The 15,308-nt window shown below is 65.7% G+C and carries 17 protein-coding genes; 9 read left to right on the top strand and 8 right to left on the bottom strand.

The genetic code is table 11. The annotated features are described in order from the left end of the window. The 4 genes from AUL36_RS20015 to AUL36_RS20030 all read left to right on the top strand — a co-directional run. On the top strand, window positions 1–2,289 hold a 2,289-nt coding region (locus AUL36_RS20015; protein ID WP_062223749.1), incomplete at its 5' end, for a DNA translocase FtsK. A 212-nt stretch (window positions 2,290–2,501) separates the two neighbouring features. After that, entirely contained in the window at window positions 2,502–3,452 is a 951-nt protein-coding gene (locus AUL36_RS20020) for a GNAT family N-acetyltransferase (RefSeq protein ID WP_062223630.1), read from the top strand. Between the two features lie 208 nt (window positions 3,453–3,660). Beyond that, a complete protein-coding gene (locus AUL36_RS20025; protein WP_062223632.1) occupies window positions 3,661–4,317 on the top strand; it encodes an outer-membrane lipoprotein carrier protein LolA in 657 nt (218 codons plus the stop codon). Between the two features lie 62 nt (window positions 4,318–4,379). After that, complete coding sequence (locus AUL36_RS20030; protein WP_062223633.1) at window positions 4,380–4,637, top strand: hypothetical protein; 258 nt, start codon at window positions 4,380–4,382, stop codon at window positions 4,635–4,637. Window positions 4,638–4,644: 7 nt separating this feature from the next. On the opposite strand, the gene AUL36_RS20035 is transcribed toward AUL36_RS20030, so the two are convergent. After that, the gene (locus AUL36_RS20035) at window positions 4,645–5,265 is read right to left on the bottom strand and encodes an ATP-dependent Clp protease proteolytic subunit (protein ID WP_062223635.1); all 621 of its coding nucleotides are present in this window, start codon (window positions 5,263–5,265) and stop codon (window positions 4,645–4,647) included. 122 nt (window positions 5,266–5,387) lie between these two features. On the opposite strand from AUL36_RS20035, the gene AUL36_RS20040 reads away from it, so the two are divergent. Next, entirely contained in the window at window positions 5,388–5,831 is a 444-nt protein-coding gene (locus AUL36_RS20040) for a GNAT family N-acetyltransferase (RefSeq protein ID WP_062223637.1), read from the top strand. A gap of 62 nt (window positions 5,832–5,893) precedes the next feature. On the opposite strand, the gene AUL36_RS20045 is transcribed toward AUL36_RS20040, so the two are convergent. The 3 genes from AUL36_RS20045 to AUL36_RS20055 form a co-directional block, all read right to left on the bottom strand. Next, window positions 5,894–6,253, bottom strand: coding sequence for an SRPBCC family protein (locus AUL36_RS20045; protein ID WP_062223639.1), 360 nt, complete (start codon window positions 6,251–6,253; stop codon window positions 5,894–5,896). Beyond that, window positions 6,250–6,564 (bottom strand): ArsR/SmtB family transcription factor, encoded by a 315-nt coding sequence (locus AUL36_RS20050; protein WP_058601590.1) that lies wholly within the window; start codon window positions 6,562–6,564, stop codon window positions 6,250–6,252. The genes AUL36_RS20045 and AUL36_RS20050 overlap by 4 nt, the downstream gene beginning before the upstream one ends. A gap of 66 nt (window positions 6,565–6,630) precedes the next feature. After that, window positions 6,631–7,512, bottom strand: a complete 882-nt coding sequence (locus AUL36_RS20055) for an alpha/beta fold hydrolase (RefSeq protein WP_062223641.1) — start codon at window positions 7,510–7,512, stop codon at window positions 6,631–6,633. 144 nt (window positions 7,513–7,656) lie between these two features. Between AUL36_RS20055 and AUL36_RS20060 the strand changes: the two genes are divergently transcribed. After that, complete coding sequence (locus AUL36_RS20060) at window positions 7,657–8,460, top strand: exodeoxyribonuclease III (protein WP_058636800.1); 804 nt, start codon at window positions 7,657–7,659, stop codon at window positions 8,458–8,460. Between the two features lie 48 nt (window positions 8,461–8,508). On the opposite strand, the gene AUL36_RS20065 is transcribed toward AUL36_RS20060, so the two are convergent. Together AUL36_RS20065 and AUL36_RS20070 are read right to left on the bottom strand one after the other, a co-directional pair. Next, complete coding sequence (locus AUL36_RS20065; protein ID WP_062223643.1) at window positions 8,509–10,836, bottom strand: FdhF/YdeP family oxidoreductase; 2,328 nt, start codon at window positions 10,834–10,836, stop codon at window positions 8,509–8,511. A 66-nt stretch (window positions 10,837–10,902) separates the two neighbouring features. Further along, window positions 10,903–11,463, bottom strand: coding sequence for a L,D-transpeptidase family protein (locus AUL36_RS20070; RefSeq protein WP_062223645.1), 561 nt, complete (start codon window positions 11,461–11,463; stop codon window positions 10,903–10,905). Between the two features lie 79 nt (window positions 11,464–11,542). Here AUL36_RS20070 and AUL36_RS20075 point away from each other — a divergent pair, with 79 nt between their 5' ends. Together AUL36_RS20075 and AUL36_RS20080 are read left to right on the top strand one after the other, a co-directional pair. Continuing rightward, window positions 11,543–12,226: a response regulator transcription factor gene (locus AUL36_RS20075; RefSeq protein ID WP_058636803.1), complete on the top strand. Its 684-nt coding sequence runs from the start codon at window positions 11,543–11,545 to the stop codon at window positions 12,224–12,226. 253 nt (window positions 12,227–12,479) lie between these two features. Next, on the top strand, window positions 12,480–12,977 hold the full coding sequence (locus tag AUL36_RS20080) for a cyclic nucleotide-binding domain-containing protein (RefSeq protein ID WP_062223647.1): 498 nt from the start codon (window positions 12,480–12,482) through the stop codon (window positions 12,975–12,977). A gap of 9 nt (window positions 12,978–12,986) precedes the next feature. Here the strand turns inward: AUL36_RS20080 and AUL36_RS20085 are convergent, their stop codons facing one another. Beyond that, window positions 12,987–13,493 carry a DUF2244 domain-containing protein gene (locus AUL36_RS20085; RefSeq protein ID WP_058636805.1) on the bottom strand — a complete coding sequence of 169 codons (507 nt, stop codon included), beginning with the start codon at window positions 13,491–13,493 and terminating at the stop codon, window positions 12,987–12,989. A gap of 377 nt (window positions 13,494–13,870) precedes the next feature. Between AUL36_RS20085 and nth the strand changes: the two genes are divergently transcribed. Beyond that, window positions 13,871–14,593 carry an endonuclease III gene (gene nth / locus AUL36_RS20090; protein ID WP_244497184.1) on the top strand — a complete coding sequence of 241 codons (723 nt, stop codon included), beginning with the start codon at window positions 13,871–13,873 and terminating at the stop codon, window positions 14,591–14,593. Here nth and AUL36_RS20095 read toward each other — a convergent pair. Then, on the bottom strand, window positions 14,523–15,302 hold the full coding sequence (locus tag AUL36_RS20095) for a sulfate transporter family protein (RefSeq protein ID WP_062223651.1): 780 nt from the start codon (window positions 15,300–15,302) through the stop codon (window positions 14,523–14,525). The two genes, nth and AUL36_RS20095, sit on opposite strands and share 71 nt — an antisense overlap. Window positions 15,303–15,308 lie beyond the last annotated feature (6 nt).

Consider the following 15,308-nt stretch of genomic DNA (forward strand, 5'->3'; position numbering starts at 1 on the left):
GCACAGCCCCGCGCGGCCGCGCCTGCTCGCCCGCAAGCGCCGGCTCCCGCTCCTGCTGCCCGCGCTCCGGCCCCGAGCGTCGCCGCGCCCGAGATGCCGGCGCGCCGCACGGTGGACACGAGCAAGGCCACGGTGCGCCACGGCCGCTCCGACTGGAACGGCTCCTACAAGATGGCCCAGCGCGAAGCGGCGCTGCTGGCGGCGGCGGAGGCGGCCCGCGCGGCCGAACTCGGCCTGCCGGCCCCGGACACGGAGGGCGACTACGACCCCGCGCAGGACTATCACGAGAGCGCCCATGACGAGGCGCATCACGAGCCGCGCTTCGAGACGGAGCGCTACGAAGAGGACGAATTCGAGGACGCGCCGTTCGAGCTGGAAACCCATGCTCATCTCGGTGACGAATCGCGCCCGACCCTGGAAGAGCGCATCGCCGCCGAAGAAGAGGACGAGGACCGCTTCCACGACGAGCCCTATGGCGTCGAGGCCGAGATGCGCCGCGAGCCCGAGCCCGAGGAGCAGGGCGGCTGGCGCGGTTTCATCGCCAACAATATCGTGGCCTTTCCCGGCCTGAAGCGCGCACAGCGCCCCGAGCCGGAGCCCGCGCGCCCCGCGCCCGTCGCCCCGCGTCCCGCCCCGCAGGCCGGTGTCGCCGCGCGCGGCGCCATGGCCGCCGACCCGCGACCGGTTCGCGTCCAGATGCAGCCTTCCATGGACATGCACGCGCACCAGTCCTCTCGCGCGCGCCTTGCCGAGTTCGGCCATCCCGATCTCAACGAGGAGTTCATCCTGCCGCCGATCGAGCTTCTGGCTCCGCCCAAGCCGCGCAACCGCGACAATTCGCTGACGCCCGAAATCCTGCAGGAGAACGCGCGGCTGCTCGAAGGCGTGCTCGATGATTTCGGCGTGAAGGGCGAGATCATCGAAGTGCGCCCCGGCCCGGTCGTGACGCTCTATGAGCTGGAGCCCGCGCCCGGCATCAAGTCGAGCCGCGTCATCGGCCTCGCCGACGACATCGCCCGCTCCATGTCGGCCATCGCCGCGCGCGTCGCCGTCATCCCCGGCAAGAACGCCATCGGCATCGAGCTGCCGAACCAGCGCCGCGAGACCGTCTATTTCCGCGAAATGATCGGCTCGGACACGTTCGCCGGCTCCAAGGCCAAGCTGCCGCTGGCGCTCGGCAAGACGATCGGCGGCGAGGCCGTCATCGCCGATCTCGCCAAGATGCCGCATCTGCTGGTCGCCGGCACCACCGGCTCGGGCAAGTCGGTGTCGATCAACACGATGATCCTGTCGCTGCTCTACCGGATGAGCCCGGCCGAATGCCGCATGATCATGATCGACCCGAAGATGCTCGAACTCTCGATCTATGACGGCATCCCGCATCTTCTCGCCCCCGTCGTCACCGATCCGAAGAAGGCCGTGGTGGCGCTGAAATGGACGGTCCGCGAGATGGAGGACCGCTACCGCAAGATGTCCAAGGTGGGCGTTCGCAATATCGACGGCTTCAACGCCCGCGTCGCCTCCGCGATCGAGCGCGGCGAGTCGATCTCGCGCACGGTGCAGACCGGCTTCGACCGCGAGACCGGCGAGCCGATCTTCGAGTCGGAGGAGTTCGACCTCCAGCCGCTGCCCTATATCGTCGTGATCATCGACGAGATGGCCGACCTGATGATGGTGGCCGGCAAGGACATCGAAGGCACGGTCCAGCGCCTCGCGCAGATGGCCCGCGCCGCCGGCATCCACGTCATCATGGCGACGCAGCGTCCTTCGGTCGACGTCATCACCGGCACGATCAAGGCCAACTTCCCGACCCGCATCTCCTTCCAGGTGACGTCCAAGATCGACTCGCGCACCATCCTGCAGGAGCAGGGCGCCGAGCAGCTGCTCGGCATGGGCGACATGCTCTTCATGGCCGGCGGCGGTCGCATCCAGCGCGTCCACGGCCCCTTTGTCGGCGACGACGAGGTGGAGGAGATCGTGAAACACCTGAAGACGCAAGGCGTGCCGGAATATCTCGACGCCATTCTGGAGGACGAGGACGAGGAGGCCCCGGCGGCCGCCGCCGGCGGTTCCACGGCCGGCATGGAAGAAAGCGCCGATCTCTACGATCAGGCGGTGGCGATCGTGCTGCGCGACGGCAAGGCCTCCACCTCCTACGTCCAGCGCCGCCTCCAGATCGGCTACAACCGCGCCGCCTCGATCATCGAGCGCATGGAACGCGAAGGCATCGTCGGCCCCGCCAACCATGCCGGCAAGCGCGAGATTCTGGTGCCGACGGACAACGCCTGAGGGCAGGCGAGGCGCGCGCCGGCTAAAGGCACGTGCTTCGATGGGAGATGATCAGGCGGGCGCGAGCGATCGCGCCCGTCGTCGTATTTAGAGCCAAAGGAGACCTTGAAGCGCTGAAATATGTAGTTCAGGAATCGAGCTGTGATATGGCCCAATTCAAGACATACAGAAACGCTCTGCCTATGGCTGGTGTGCTCTTCTGCAGGACATGAATGACCACGAACCTCCTTATCCGCCCCTTGCTGGACACGGACACGGACGGCGTCGTCCGTCTCTACGACATGGCTTCGAGGGTGGAGAACGGCATTGGTCCTATCACCCCAGCCCAGTGGCAAGGGTTTGTCGGCCGCTCCCGCTCCGTGAATGGACGTGATTTCCGGGTAGCACTGGTTGGAACTGATCTCATCGGCTTGGCGGAATCGGCCCTTCGCGATCAGGGCAGTCGCTTGGTCCGATATATCAAGCTGATCGTCGATCCTGCCTTCCGCCGTCGTGGTGTCGGCACCCAATTGCTGGGTTCGGTTTTGGAGCAGGATAGCGATGAGACGGTATCGCTCCACGGCCATACCCAAACGAGTTGGTCTGCTGGCCGTGCCTTCGCGGAAACCAAGGGCTTCTCGATCATCGAGTCAGAGTATCGGATGCATTGCCCATCGTTCGATCCGAGTTCGGATCCGGTCGGCGAAACCCTGGTCGCACGAGTGGAGGAGCCGTCAATACTGGCATGGCGCTTGGCAGAGATCCATAACGCCGCGTTCCGTGAGGATGTCAGCTTCACGCGGCACACTGCGGATGACATGCTGGCTAAGCTCGAAGGCATGCAGCTCTGGAGTGCGTTGCTGTTCGGTCGGACCGTCGGCCACGCAATCGTCGATCCTGACCCTCACTCGGTATGGTTGGAGTCTCTTGCCGTCGATCCCAAGTTCCAAGGCCGCGGTATCGGTAGAGCGTTGGTCGTTTGCAGCTTGCGTGGCTCAATGGGTCGAGCAGCCAGTTCGGCGGGCCTGAGCGTGTCATCGCAAAACCAAATCGCCCTCCGACTCTACAAGCGGCTGGGCTTTGAGCCAGTATCGGAAAAGTTGCGGTATGCAGCTTCCCGAAGGGTACTTCTAACCCGATCAGGCCACCATTCCACCCAATCCCGTCTCCGCATGACGCATTGAGCGGCCTATTCAACATCCCTAACCCCTCTCGGCCTTATCCAGGCTTGGCATCCGTGCCGCGACGCGCCATCTCGCATATCAGGCGCAGGAAAGGCCGATGCCGCATTGCCGCCAGAGCGATGCGCTAGACCGGGCGCGAAGGAACACGAGACGCGAAGCGCGCGGGAGCCGGGCGGCCCCGGCGCGCTGCCAAGGGAAAGAAACGGACATGACGACCAACTTCACCCGGATCGCCAAGGCCGGACTCACCGTCACGCTGCTGATGGGCGCGGGTCTCGCGCCCGCCTTGACCGCCGGGCCGGCCATGGCGCAGGCGGCGGGGGCGGCCGCGACGGCGCAGCGCGTGGCCGATCATTTCTCGGGCGTGCGCTCTATGAAGGGGCAGTTCGTCCAGTTCGACGCGGCCGGCAACCAGACCGAGGGCACGTTCTACATGGAGCGGCCCGGCAAGATCCGCTTCGACTATTCCGGCTCGCCCGTGCGCGTGATCTCTGACGGCTCCCAGGTCGCGGTCAACAATCGCAAGCTCAACACCTGGGACCTCTATCCCTTGTCCAAGACGCCGCTGAAGCTCCTGCTCGACCAGCGCATCGACCTCTCCTCGGCCAATATCCAGAGCGTGAAGGAAGGGCCGGACCTCACCACGATCGTGATGGGCGACAAGTCGATCTTCGGCAATTCGCGCATCACCATGATGTTCGACCCCAACACCTACGACCTGCGCCAATGGACGATCCGCGACGCGCAGGGCAAGGACACGACCGTCATGGTCTACAATGTCGAGGACGGCATATCGGTGAACAACGACCTGTTCGCGATTCCCTATTCTCAGATCGCGACGGGCCAGACCGGCGGCAAGCGCTAAGCGGAGAGGGGGCCGAGGGCGGCGGCGAGCCGCCTCGGGACAAATCGCGTCTAGGAGGAATCATGGCCCTGCGTCCGGTCTGGTTTCTTCTGCCCATCCTGGCTCTGACGAGTTGCACCAGCGTCTCGCCCGAAGCGCTGCGGGGGCGCGACGAGGCGCGCTGCGCCGATTATGGCTTTCGGCGCGGCACGGACGCGTTTGCCGCCTGCCTCCAGCGCATCGACCTGTCGCGCGAGGCCGACCGGCGCGCCCGGCTGCGGGACGATCCGTTCTATGTCGGCGGCGTCGTGCCTGGCGCAGGCTATGGGCGCATCTGGTAGGGAAGCGTCAGAGCGCCCCGGCCGCCAGCGCCAGCGGGCGGCGGTGCAGGATGCGGTCGATCAGGCCCCATTCCAGCGCTTCTTCGGCCGACATGAAACAGTCCCGGTCCAGCTTGCGCTCCACCTCCTCATAGGTCCGCCCGCAATGCTCGGCGTAGAGCCGGGTCATGCGGTGCTTCACCTTCCGCGTTTCCTCGGCATGGATCAATATGTCGGACGCCTGCCCCTGAAAGCCGCCGAGCGGCTGGTGGACGTGGATGCTGGCATTGGGCAGAGCGCAGCGCTCCCCCGCTTCGCCCGCCATCAGCAGGAACGAGCCCATGGAGCGCGCCGTGCCCATGCAGAGCGTATGAACCGGCGCCTGGATGAACTGCATCGTGTCGTACATGGCCAGACCGCTCGTCACCACGCCGCCGGGTGAGTTGATGTAGAGGTGAATGGGCTTCTTGGGGTTCTCCGCCTCCAGCAGCAGAAGCTGCGCGCAGACGAGGGCCGAGACCTGATCGTTCACCTCGCCATTGATAAAGATCACGCGCTCGCGCAGAAGCCGCGAGAAAATATCGAAGGCGCGCTCGCCCCGGTTGGATTGCTCGACCACCATAGGGACGAGTTGCATCGCTTCGCGCATGGCGAATTCCTTGGGTTCGGATTGTGGGGACGGTTTTCGGATGGCATCGCAACGGAACGAAACCCTCGCGGACGCGGAGGAGATCATCCTCTCGCCGATCGAAGAGGGGGCATTTCGAACAATTGCGCGAACTCTATGCGGTCACATGGCGAGCCACCTATGAGGATCGTCTGGGGTCATCGGTCGTATCGGACATGGTGGCGCAACTCTCCGGCCCATCCGTCGGCGGAATGGTGCCGGCGGATGGCCAAGCGTTCGGCGCGTTCTCGCGAAGTGGCCAGTTGATCGGCGCGGTGATCGGGCGGGAGGTGCGAGGCGTCGCCTACCTCTGGGGCATGTATGTTCTACCGGCCTATCAACGGTCCGGTGTCGGACGGCGTTTGCCGGCGCGCGCCATCGCCGAACGGAACAGCGCGCGGGTGATCGAGGTCAGGGTTCTGAAGACGAGTCTCAGCGCACAGGCTTTCTATGAGGCTTTGGGCTTCACCGTCCTTCGCGAGGAGAATGAGGAGATGTTTTCAGGCGTGATCCAGACGCTCCTCGTGATGAGACTCGTTCGGTCCTGAGACGCCGAAGCGGTGTGGTCTGGCGGTCGCATGGGCGAACCGGCCGCGTTTCCAAACAAACACTAAGCCGCGCGGGCGCGCACTGCCCGGTTGGCGTTGGCGGCCATCATGCGAGAGCCCGCGCCGAGGCGTTCGTGGATGATGCGAAGGCGGGTGCCGCCAGCCTCGTTCAAGCTGATGCGGAAGGTGACGGCGCTGGTCTCGCAAGGCGATCCGTCCTCGCGAAGGCAATAGCGCAGTTCCTGACCGGGGATGACGGAGCCGGCGTCCGGCTCGGGCTGCGTGACGTCAGGCAGCCAGCGCTCGCGAAAGGCAGGAATGCTGAGCGCCCGCCAGACCTTCTGCGGCGGCGCGTCCAGATCGTAGACGAGATCCAGATCATCGACGAGATCCAGCGTCACATCGTCCGGCCTGTCGCTCATTGATCCATCTCCTTCAGAAGCGCTTTCAGATCATCGACGCGCGCCGGCCAGAAGGCGCGGTATTTCGCGAGCCAGGACGCCACGCATTGCAGCCCCGCCGGGTCCACCTCGTACTGCACGAAACGGCCCTCCCGCTCCTCGCGCACCAGACCCGCCCCGCGCAGCACCGAGAGATGCTGCGACATGGCGGGCTGGCTGATCCCCATGCCCTCGCGCAGGGCGCTGGCATTCCTGCGCCCCTCCGCCAGCTTCTCGAAGATCGCGCGGCGGGTCGGGTCGGCGAGGGCTTTGAAGATGTCGTCTTCGATCATGGCGATACATAAGCATCGACTTATGAGATTCGCAAGCGATTTCGCTTCGAACGGGCGGGAAGGGGATCAGGCGCCGAAGAACCGGATCAGCGCCGCCAGCGTCTCCTCGGGCGCTTCCTCCACGAGGAAATGGCCGGCGTCGATCGCCTGGCCCTCCACATCGTCGGCCCAATCCCGCCAGATAGTCAGCGGATCGCCCTTCTTGGCCGGCGTGCCATCCGTACCCCAGAGGATGAGGGTCTGGCAGGCAAGACGACGGCCGGCCTTGCGGTCCTCCTCGTCGGCGGCGGGGTCGATCGTCGCCCCGGCGCGGTAGTCCTCGCAGGCGCCATGGATGGCGGTCGGGCGCGAGAAGCTCTTGCGATATTCCGCCAGCGCCTCGGAGGCGAAGGGGGCGGTGGATTTCGCCTTGGTCCAGCTCGCCAGCGTGTGGTCGAGATAGAAGACAGGGTCGCTCGCGATGAGTCGTTCGGGCAAGGGATTGGGCTGGGCGAGAAAGGCCCAGTGATAGGCCGAGATCATGCCCGCGGCATCGACGCGCTCCCACATCTCGAGCGTTGGAATGATGTCGAGAAGCGCCAGACGCATGACCTTCTCCGGATGGTCGAAGGCGAGGCGATAGGCGACGCGCGCGCCCCGGTCATGGCCGGCCAAATGAAAGCGCTCGTGCCCGAGGGCCGCCATCAGCGCCACCATGTCATCAGCCATCCGGCGCTTGGAATAGGCCTCGCCGCCGGTGGATTCGGGCGCGCTGGAGCGGCCATAGCCGCGCAGATCCGCCACCACGACGAGGAAGCGCTCGGCCAGTTGTTCGGCGATCGGGGCCCACATCGCGCCCGTCTGCGGATAGCCGTGGAGCAGGAGCAGCGGTTCGCCCGAGCCCTTGATGCGGCAGAAGAGCGTGGCGTCGCCGCAGTCAATCTCGCGCGTCTCGAACCCTTCGAACATCAATGCCGCTCCCCCCGGAATTCGACCGGCGACACGCCGGCCTGTCCAGCCGCGTCAACGCGTGGGAGCGCCGTTCCGTTGCCTTGCGGGCCGCGGTCTCTTCGCTTACGCAACAGCCGACCCTGCCGAACGCGAAAGCCTGCCATGTCCTTCACCGTCGCCACATGGAACATCAATTCGGTGCGCCTGCGCCTGCCGATCGTGGAGGAGTTCCTGCGCCAGCAAGGGCCGGATGTCCTGTGCCTGCAGGAAACCAAGTGCCCGAACGAGCTTTTCCCCGAAGAGGCGTTCCGCGCGCTGGGCTACGAGCATATCGCGCTGCACGGGCAGAAGGGCTATCACGGCGTCGCGACGATCTCGCGCCTGCCCTTCCACGATATCCTGCGGCAGGATTTCTGCGCGATCGGCGACGCGCGTCATCTCTCGGTGCGCATCGAGGCGCTGGGCGGACCCTTGCGCATCCACAATCTCTACGTTCCGGCCGGCGGCGACGAGCCGGACCCGGAGATCAATCCGAAGTTCCGCCACAAGCTCGACTTCCTGGAAGAGATGCGCCTGATGCGCGCCGACGCCGAGCCGGGCGTTGCCTCCATTCTCGTCGGCGACCTCAACATTGCGCCCTATGAGGAAGACGTCTGGAGCCACAAGCAGCTTCTCAAGGTCGTCTCGCACACGCCGATCGAGACGGAAGGGCTGATCCGTATCCTGAACGAGGGCAATTGGCGCGATCTCGTGCGCCATCACATCCCCCTGCCGCAGAAGCTCTACACATGGTGGAGCTACCGCGCCAAGGATTGGGACGGGGCCGACAAGGGCCGCCGCCTCGACCATGTCTGGGGCTCGGATGGATTGCCGGCGATGGTGCGGGACGTGCGCGTGTTGCGCGAGGCGCGGGGCTGGGACCGGCCGTCCGACCACGTGCCCATTCTCGTGACGCTGGACGGCTGAGGGAGAGGGAGCCATGGGACGCCGGGTGCGCCCCATGGCTTCGATCGTTTAAGCCGCAGCCGCCGAGGCTGCGCTACGCTGGATGCGGATCGGCACGGATTTCGCCGCCGGCACATGCGCCGTCTTCTCGTGGTGCCAGAGCGGGATGAGCTTGTTCAGCTCTGGATAATAGCCGCCGACATCGCCCTTCGGCAGCTTGAAGGAATGGACGCGCAGGCCCTGCACGCGGCGCTCCACGCCATCATCGGCATGGGTCTCGACATCGACGAGGTCCTGATCGCGCAGGCCGAGACGCGCCATGTCGTCCTTGTTCATCAGGAGCACCATGCGCGAGCCCGAAATGCCACGCAGGCGATCATCATAGCCGTAGACAGTGGTGTTGAACTGGTCGTTGGAGCGCAGCGTCATCAGCTTGAACACGTCGGGGCCGTTGACATCGATATCGGGGTCCGTGTCGAAGCCCTCCGGCACGAGGAAATTCGCCTTGCCCGTCTTGGTCTTCCAGATGCGCTTGCAGGCCGGCAGGTCGCGGTGGAAGCCGCCCGGCTGGAGGAAGCGCTGGTTGAAGTCCTTGAAGTCGTCGGGATAGGCGCGCTCGATCTCGTCGCGGATGCGAGAATAGTCCGCAACCCACTCGTCCCATGGAATGGTGGAGCGGCCCGGCACCGTCGCCTTGGCGAGTTCCGCCACGATCTTGGGCTCCGACAGAAGCTCCGGCGAGGCCGGCGGGCGCCAGCCCTTGGAGCCGTGGATGCAGGCGGTGGAATCCTCCACTGAGACCGTCTGGTCGCCGGTCTCCTGACGGTCGCGCTCGATGCGGCCGAGGCAGGGCAGAATATAGGTGACCTCGCCCGGCAGAAGATGGTTGCGGTTCAGCTTGGTCGAAATCTGAACGTGCAGGCGCATCTTGCGCCACGCCTTTTCGATCAGTTCGGTTTCCGGCACGGCGCGCGAGAAATTGCCGCCGAGGCCGATAAAGGCTTTTACCGAGCCGTCGATGATCCCCTCGCAGGCTTCCACCGTCGCCTTGCCCTTTTCGCGCGGCGGCTCGAAACCGTAGAACGCCGCGAACTTGTCGAGCGGGGCGAGTTCGGGCTTTTCGGTGATGCCGACCGTGCGCTGGCCCTGCACGTTGGAATGGCCGCGAATGGGCGAGATGCCAGCACCGGGCTTGCCGATATTGCCGCGCATCAGGAGGAGGTTCACCAGCATCTGCACGTTCTGCACGCCGTGCCGGTGCTGCGTCAGGCCCATGCCGTAATGGGCGATCACGGCGTTGGAGCGGGCATAGACGCGGCCGACCTCTTCCAGGTCCTCGCGCTTCAGGCCCGAGCAGCGCTCGATCTCGGCCCAGTCGGCGGCGCGCAGATAGGCTTCGAACTCCTCGAACCCATGGCCGTGCTCGGCGATGAACGCGACGTCGAGAACGCGGGGGGCTCCCGCTTCCTTGGCCGCATCGTCCAGCGCCAGAACGGCCTTGGCGATGCCGGTCATCGCCGCGATGTCGCCGCCGCAGCGCAGCTGGAAATATTCGGTCGACATCTTGGTGCCCTCGTCGGGAGAGAGCATCTCCTCGGGGGCCTGAGGGTTCTTGAAGCGCATGAGACCGCGCTCCTCGACCGGATTGAACGTATAGACCGGCACGCCGCGCTTGCGCGCTTCCTGAAGCGGATGGAGAAGGCGCGGGGCGTTGGTGCCGGTGTTGTGGCCGAAGAAGAACATCATGTCCGTCTTGGCGAAATCCTCGTGCTGGATCGTGCCGACCGGCGAGCCGATCGATAGCGGCAGGCCGACCGAGGTCGATTCATGGCACATGTTGGAGGAGTCGGGCAGGTTGGCCGAGCCGTAGATGCGCGCGAAGAGCTGGTACATGTAGCTCGTTTCGAGCGAGGCGCGGCCCGAGGCGTAGAAGATCACCGATTTGGGGTCGAGCCTGTTCAGCTCCGCCCCGATCTCACGAAAGGCGCTGTCCCAAGTGACGGGCACATATTGGTCGAGCGAGGCGTCGTAGCGCATCGGCGTCGTCAGGCGGCCGTGCTTTTCGAGATCGTGGTCGGTCCAGTCCAGAAGCTCGGTGACGCGGTGGCGCGAGAAGAAGTCGCGGTCGGTGCGTTTCTTGGTCTGCTCCCAGATCGTCGCCTTGGCGCCGTTCTCGCAGAATTCGAAGGCGTGGCTGTCGGCCGGCTTGGCCCAGGAGCAGGACACGCAGGCAAAGCCGTCGGGCTTGTTCTGCTTGAACAGCGTGTTCCAGATCGTGGAAACGGCGAGCCCTTCCGCGATGCTCTTTTCGGCCAACGATTTGACCGAGCCCCAGCCGCCGGTCGGCGAATCATAGGGCTCGACCACCGGCAAGCTTTGCTGTTCGCTGCGTTCCATGACCTGACCTCTGCGGAATGCGTCCAAGAGGAAAGAAATCGTGAGCCGAGCGAAGGGTTCCGATCGTCAGCGTCGAACGACGAGGCGCATCCCGCGATGGAGATGGGGAGCCAAGCGGTCGAGATCCCCGCGCGAAAGGGCGACGCAGCCTTCCGTCGGCGCGTAGCCGGGCCGGGCGACATGCAGAAAGATCGCGCTGCCGAGGCCCCTCGCGCGGCGCGTCACGTTCCAGTCGAGCACCACCACGCCGTCATAGAGTCGGTCGCCCCGCATCATGCGCTCGGCGCTTTTCGGAAAGGGCAGGCGGACCGGGCAATTATAGCGCCCGTGGCGTGCCTCGTCGCACCAGCCGTCGCTCGCCCGCGTCAGGCGCGTCGGCAGGGCGAAGCGCGGGCCGCCGCGCCCGCCGGGCCGGCAGTAGGCAGAGAGAAGCCGCATGGAGGCGAGCGGCGTCGCGCCGTCGCCCTCCCGCTTGCGCGTGGAAATGCGGCCCTTGCCGAGCGCGCAGCGCAGCCGCAGCGGCCCCATCTGCAAAAGCCCCTGGCGCGGGTCGAGCGGGGAGGGGCGAACCAGAAGGATCGACGTTTTTCCGGCCTTTTCGACTCTCTGGTCTGGAAATCGTCGCATCGTGCTCACAAATTGTTTCAAACGGAACCTCGTAAAATATGCCAATCCCACTCTATCGTCATCTGCACAGGACCCCTTCATGAGCGCACGCAGCATTCTGATCGTGGACGATGACGACGATCTGCGCACGACCTTGGTCGATCAGCTCTCCCTGCATGAGGAATTCCTCGTCTCGCAGGAGAACAACGCCACGAAGGGCATCAATGCCGCGCGCGGCGGTTTGACCGATCTTGTCATCATGGACGTGGGCCTGCCCGACATGGACGGGCGCGAGGCCGTGCGTGTTCTCAGAAAGTCCGGCTTCAAGGCGCCCATCATCATCCTGACGGGTCAGGACGCCGATGCCGACACGATCCTGGGCCTTGAGGCGGGCGCCAACGACTATGTGACCAAGCCCTTCCGCTTCGCCGTGCTTCTGGCGCGCATCCGCGCCCAGCTTCGTCAGCACGAGCAGTCCGAGGACGCGACCTTCCAGGTCGGCCCCTATGTGTTCAAGCCGAGCCAGAAGGTTCTGGTGGACGACAAGGGCGGCAAGATCCGGCTGACCGAAAAGGAAACCGCGATCATCCGCTATCTCTACCGGGCCGATCGCCGCGTCGTGACGCGCGACGTGCTGCTGGAAGAGGTCTGGGGCTACAATTCGGGCGTCACCACCCACACGCTCGAAACCCATGTCTATCGCCTGCGCCAGAAGATCGAGCCCGAGCCATCCAATGCCCGGCTGATCGTCACGGAGTCCGGCGGATACAAGCTGATGCCCTGACGAAAAGCCTCGGTTCGCCGCCCGCCGCACCCTACGAGGTGTCTGAGCGCGGGCATGCGATCTGTGGCCTTCGGGGAACGCCATGCTCCGCTTCGACGCCTGTGCGAGCGCGCCGGGGCCGCAGGGGCTTTCGCATAAGGCGAAATCTTGCGATGTCGGAGATGGCCTTGGCGGATCGTTCGATCCGCCGCTCGGGCCGCCCCATGGTCCCGCCCGCGATGCCGGGCGGCACAGGAGAAGCGAACGGCGTGGCATGAGCCTCGAAAGCGACATGGAGGTTCTGAGCGAAGTGCCCCTGTTTCAGGAGCTCTCGCGCGATCAGCTCCGTCTTCTGGCCTTCGGGGCCGAGCACCGTGTGTTGCGCGCGGGCGAAATCCTCTTCCGTGCCGAAGCGCGCGCCGATGCCGGCTTCGTGGTCGCCTCGGGCGAGGTGCATCTGGTGGAAGGCGAGGGCGAGGCCCGCCATATCGCCATGACGGTGGGCCGTGGCACCTTGCTTGGCGAAATGGCCCTCATGGCCGACACGCGCCGCCCGTCCTCTGCCGTGACGGCGACCGATTGCGACTTCATCCGCATTTCGCGCCCGCTCTTTCGGCGCATGTTGCAGGAATATCCCGAGATCGCCGCCCTGCTGCACCAGCGCATCCGCGACGATTTTCTCTCCATGGCGAACCGGATTCTGGCGCTCAGCGAGACCCTGGAGTTCGACCTCGGCGACGATGACGACGCGCCGGGCGAGCGGCGGGATTAGCGCACGCCTTTAGCCCCGCTTGGCCTCCGCCAGCGCGCGGCCGAACGCCTTGGCGAAGCTTTCGCGATCCTCCGGGTTCAGGAAACCGCCGATCTCCGTCGCCCGCCCTTCGCCATGGACGCTCATCTGCGTGACGCCGAATTCGGGATGGCGGCGCACGAGAAAACGCGTCCAGCCCGGATTGTAATGGGCCTCCCGCACCGCCCCGCGCGGTGAAATCTTGCGAATGGAGAGATCCGTGCGCGAGACCGACACTTCCTCCCGCGCTCTGGCGGAGTGGAAGGACGCGCGCAGCGCCCACCAGAGCAGCAGCACGTCGAGCCCGAAAAAGCCGACGATAGGCCAAGCGCCGTTCGCGACGAAGGCGAGGCCCGAGACGAGGCTCGCGCCCCCGAACAGCGCCATGGTGACATGGAAGCCGCGCCGCCCAAGCGAGCGATAGGGCGTCAGCAGCGCTTGGAAGAGCGGGGCGTCCGCGTCGGGCGCGGACGAGGCGTCACGAAGATCGGTCACCATGCGCGGCTCTTGCCTCCCAGCCTGGATTCGTTCCAATGACGCCCTGTTCGACGGGCCAATGCCGTGGCCCGTGGCGATCCTTGCGAAGGCCGAGCATGGCAGAAAACGACGCTCCTCCGAAAGCTCCCGCGCGCAAGCCGAGAGCGGCTGCGACAGCAGGGCGCGCCGCTGCCGAGGGACAGCCGGACGATGCCGGCGCGGCGTCCGGCCGGCCCGTGCCTCGTGCCGCCAAAGAGCGGGCCGCCAAGGCGCGAAGAGCTAAGCCCTCCACCGCCAAACCCAAGGTGACATCGACCAGGACCCCCGCGCGCGCCAAGGCGGCGTGCGAGGCGGTCGCCAAGGCCACGCGCCGGAAGACGTCGAAGAAGCAGCCGCCCATCCCCTATTCGCCCGACGCCATCGCGGAAATCTTCCGGCGCTTCGCCGTGCAGCGCCCGCATCCGACCTCCGAACTGGAGCACGTCAACACGTTCACGCTGCTGGTCGCGGTGGTCCTGTCGGCACAGATGACCGATGCCGGCGTCAACCGGGCGACACGCGGCCTCTTCGCCCGCGCCTCGACTCCGCAAGCCATGGCGGCTCTGGGCGAGGACGAGATCCGCGAGGCGATCAAGACGATCGGCTTCTTCCGCACCAAGGCCAAGAACGTTCAGCGCCTGTCGGAAATGCTGCGCGACGAGCATGGCGGCGAGGTGCCGCGCTCGCGCGAGGCGCTGGAAAGGCTGCCCGGCGTCGGGCGCAAGACGGCCAATGTCATCATGAACACGGCCTTCGGCGAAGAGACGCTGGCGGTGGACACGCACATCCTGCGCATCGGCAACCGCCTCAAGATCGCGCCGGGCAAGACGCCCGAAGCGGTGGAGGAGGGCTTCCTCAAGATCATCCCCGAGGGCTTCCTGCGCCACGCCCATCACTGGCTGATCCTGCATGGGCGCTTCGTGTGCAAGGCGCGAAAGCCCGACTGCGAGCACTGCATCATCGCCGACCTCTGCCAGGCCGACGAGAAATGGTGCAACCAGCCGGCCCCGCTCATTGCCCTGCCGGATGCTCCACCCGGGCCGCAACCCCTGCCGCCGGGCGCGACGCGCCCAGGCGGGTGAACTCGGGCGAGGTTTCCCGCTGTGAAATGCGCTGGTGCAGATGCACCATGGTCGCCGCCGCAAAGAGCGGCGTCAAAAGGTTGAGGATCGGCACCGCCAGGAAGGCGGCCAGCACGAGGCCGGCGAAGAAGATCGTCGCTCCATGCCGGTTGCGCAACGCCCGCGCCTCCTCCTCCGAGCGATAGCGCAGCGCCGCGAACTCGAAATATTCGCGCCCGAGGAGATAGCCGTTCACCAGGAAGAACGCGCCGAAATTCACCACCGGCACCAGAAGCAGCGCGAAGGCCAGGAGATTGCCGAGGATCACCACGCCGAAGAACTTCAACGACAGGACGACGCTTCGTCCGATCGGCATGGCGCGGCCGATCGGCATGCCCGGATACTGGTCGCGCTCCACCACCTCGGCCACGTCGTCCAGGAACAGGCCGGCGATCACCGCGCTCACCGGCGCGATCAGATAGGCCAGAAGCACCGCCAGAAGCAGCCCCGCCGCCCAGCCGGCGAAGGTCTCGGCATTGTTCATCCAGTCCGGCATGTCGGGCGTGAAGCCGGCGAAGAAGGGGATCGCCACCGTCTGGAAAAACCAGCGCACCGCGAACCAGAGCGCCACCAGCACCACGGCCGTCAGCCCCAGGCTCTTCCAGAACACCGCGCGGAAGGGCGGCGAGAACACGTCGCGGATCGCAAGATAAGCGGCACGAAAGATCATGGACAG

The organism is Aureimonas sp. D3 (assembly GCF_001463805.1).
Classification (GTDB): Bacteria; Pseudomonadota; Alphaproteobacteria; order Rhizobiales; family Rhizobiaceae; genus Aureimonas; species Aureimonas ureilytica_A.

Excerpts from the sequence above, each read along its gene's own strand:
- AUL36_RS20020 (WP_062223630.1), top strand. The coding sequence starts at position 2,502 with ATGACCACGAACCTCCTTATCCGCCCCTTGCTGGACACGGACACGGAC.
- AUL36_RS20025 (WP_062223632.1), top strand. The coding sequence starts at position 3,661 with ATGACGACCAACTTCACCCGGATCGCCAAGGCCGGACTCACCGTCACG.
- AUL36_RS20030 (WP_062223633.1), top strand. The coding sequence starts at position 4,380 with ATGGCCCTGCGTCCGGTCTGGTTTCTTCTGCCCATCCTGGCTCTGACG.
- AUL36_RS20035 (WP_062223635.1), bottom strand. The coding sequence starts at position 5,265 with ATGCGCGAAGCGATGCAACTCGTCCCTATGGTGGTCGAGCAATCCAAC.
- AUL36_RS20045 (WP_062223639.1), bottom strand. The coding sequence starts at position 6,253 with ATGAGCGACAGGCCGGACGATGTGACGCTGGATCTCGTCGATGATCTG.
- AUL36_RS20050 (WP_058601590.1), bottom strand. The coding sequence starts at position 6,564 with ATGATCGAAGACGACATCTTCAAAGCCCTCGCCGACCCGACCCGCCGC.
- AUL36_RS20055 (WP_062223641.1), bottom strand. The coding sequence starts at position 7,512 with ATGTTCGAAGGGTTCGAGACGCGCGAGATTGACTGCGGCGACGCCACG.
- AUL36_RS20060 (WP_058636800.1), top strand. The coding sequence starts at position 7,657 with ATGTCCTTCACCGTCGCCACATGGAACATCAATTCGGTGCGCCTGCGC.
- AUL36_RS20065 (WP_062223643.1), bottom strand. The coding sequence starts at position 10,836 with ATGGAACGCAGCGAACAGCAAAGCTTGCCGGTGGTCGAGCCCTATGAT.
- AUL36_RS20070 (WP_062223645.1), bottom strand. The coding sequence starts at position 11,463 with ATGCGACGATTTCCAGACCAGAGAGTCGAAAAGGCCGGAAAAACGTCG.
- AUL36_RS20075 (WP_058636803.1), top strand. The coding sequence starts at position 11,543 with ATGAGCGCACGCAGCATTCTGATCGTGGACGATGACGACGATCTGCGC.
- AUL36_RS20080 (WP_062223647.1), top strand. The coding sequence starts at position 12,480 with ATGAGCCTCGAAAGCGACATGGAGGTTCTGAGCGAAGTGCCCCTGTTT.
- AUL36_RS20085 (WP_058636805.1), bottom strand. The coding sequence starts at position 13,493 with ATGGTGACCGATCTTCGTGACGCCTCGTCCGCGCCCGACGCGGACGCC.
- AUL36_RS20095 (WP_062223651.1), bottom strand. The coding sequence starts at position 15,302 with ATGATCTTTCGTGCCGCTTATCTTGCGATCCGCGACGTGTTCTCGCCG.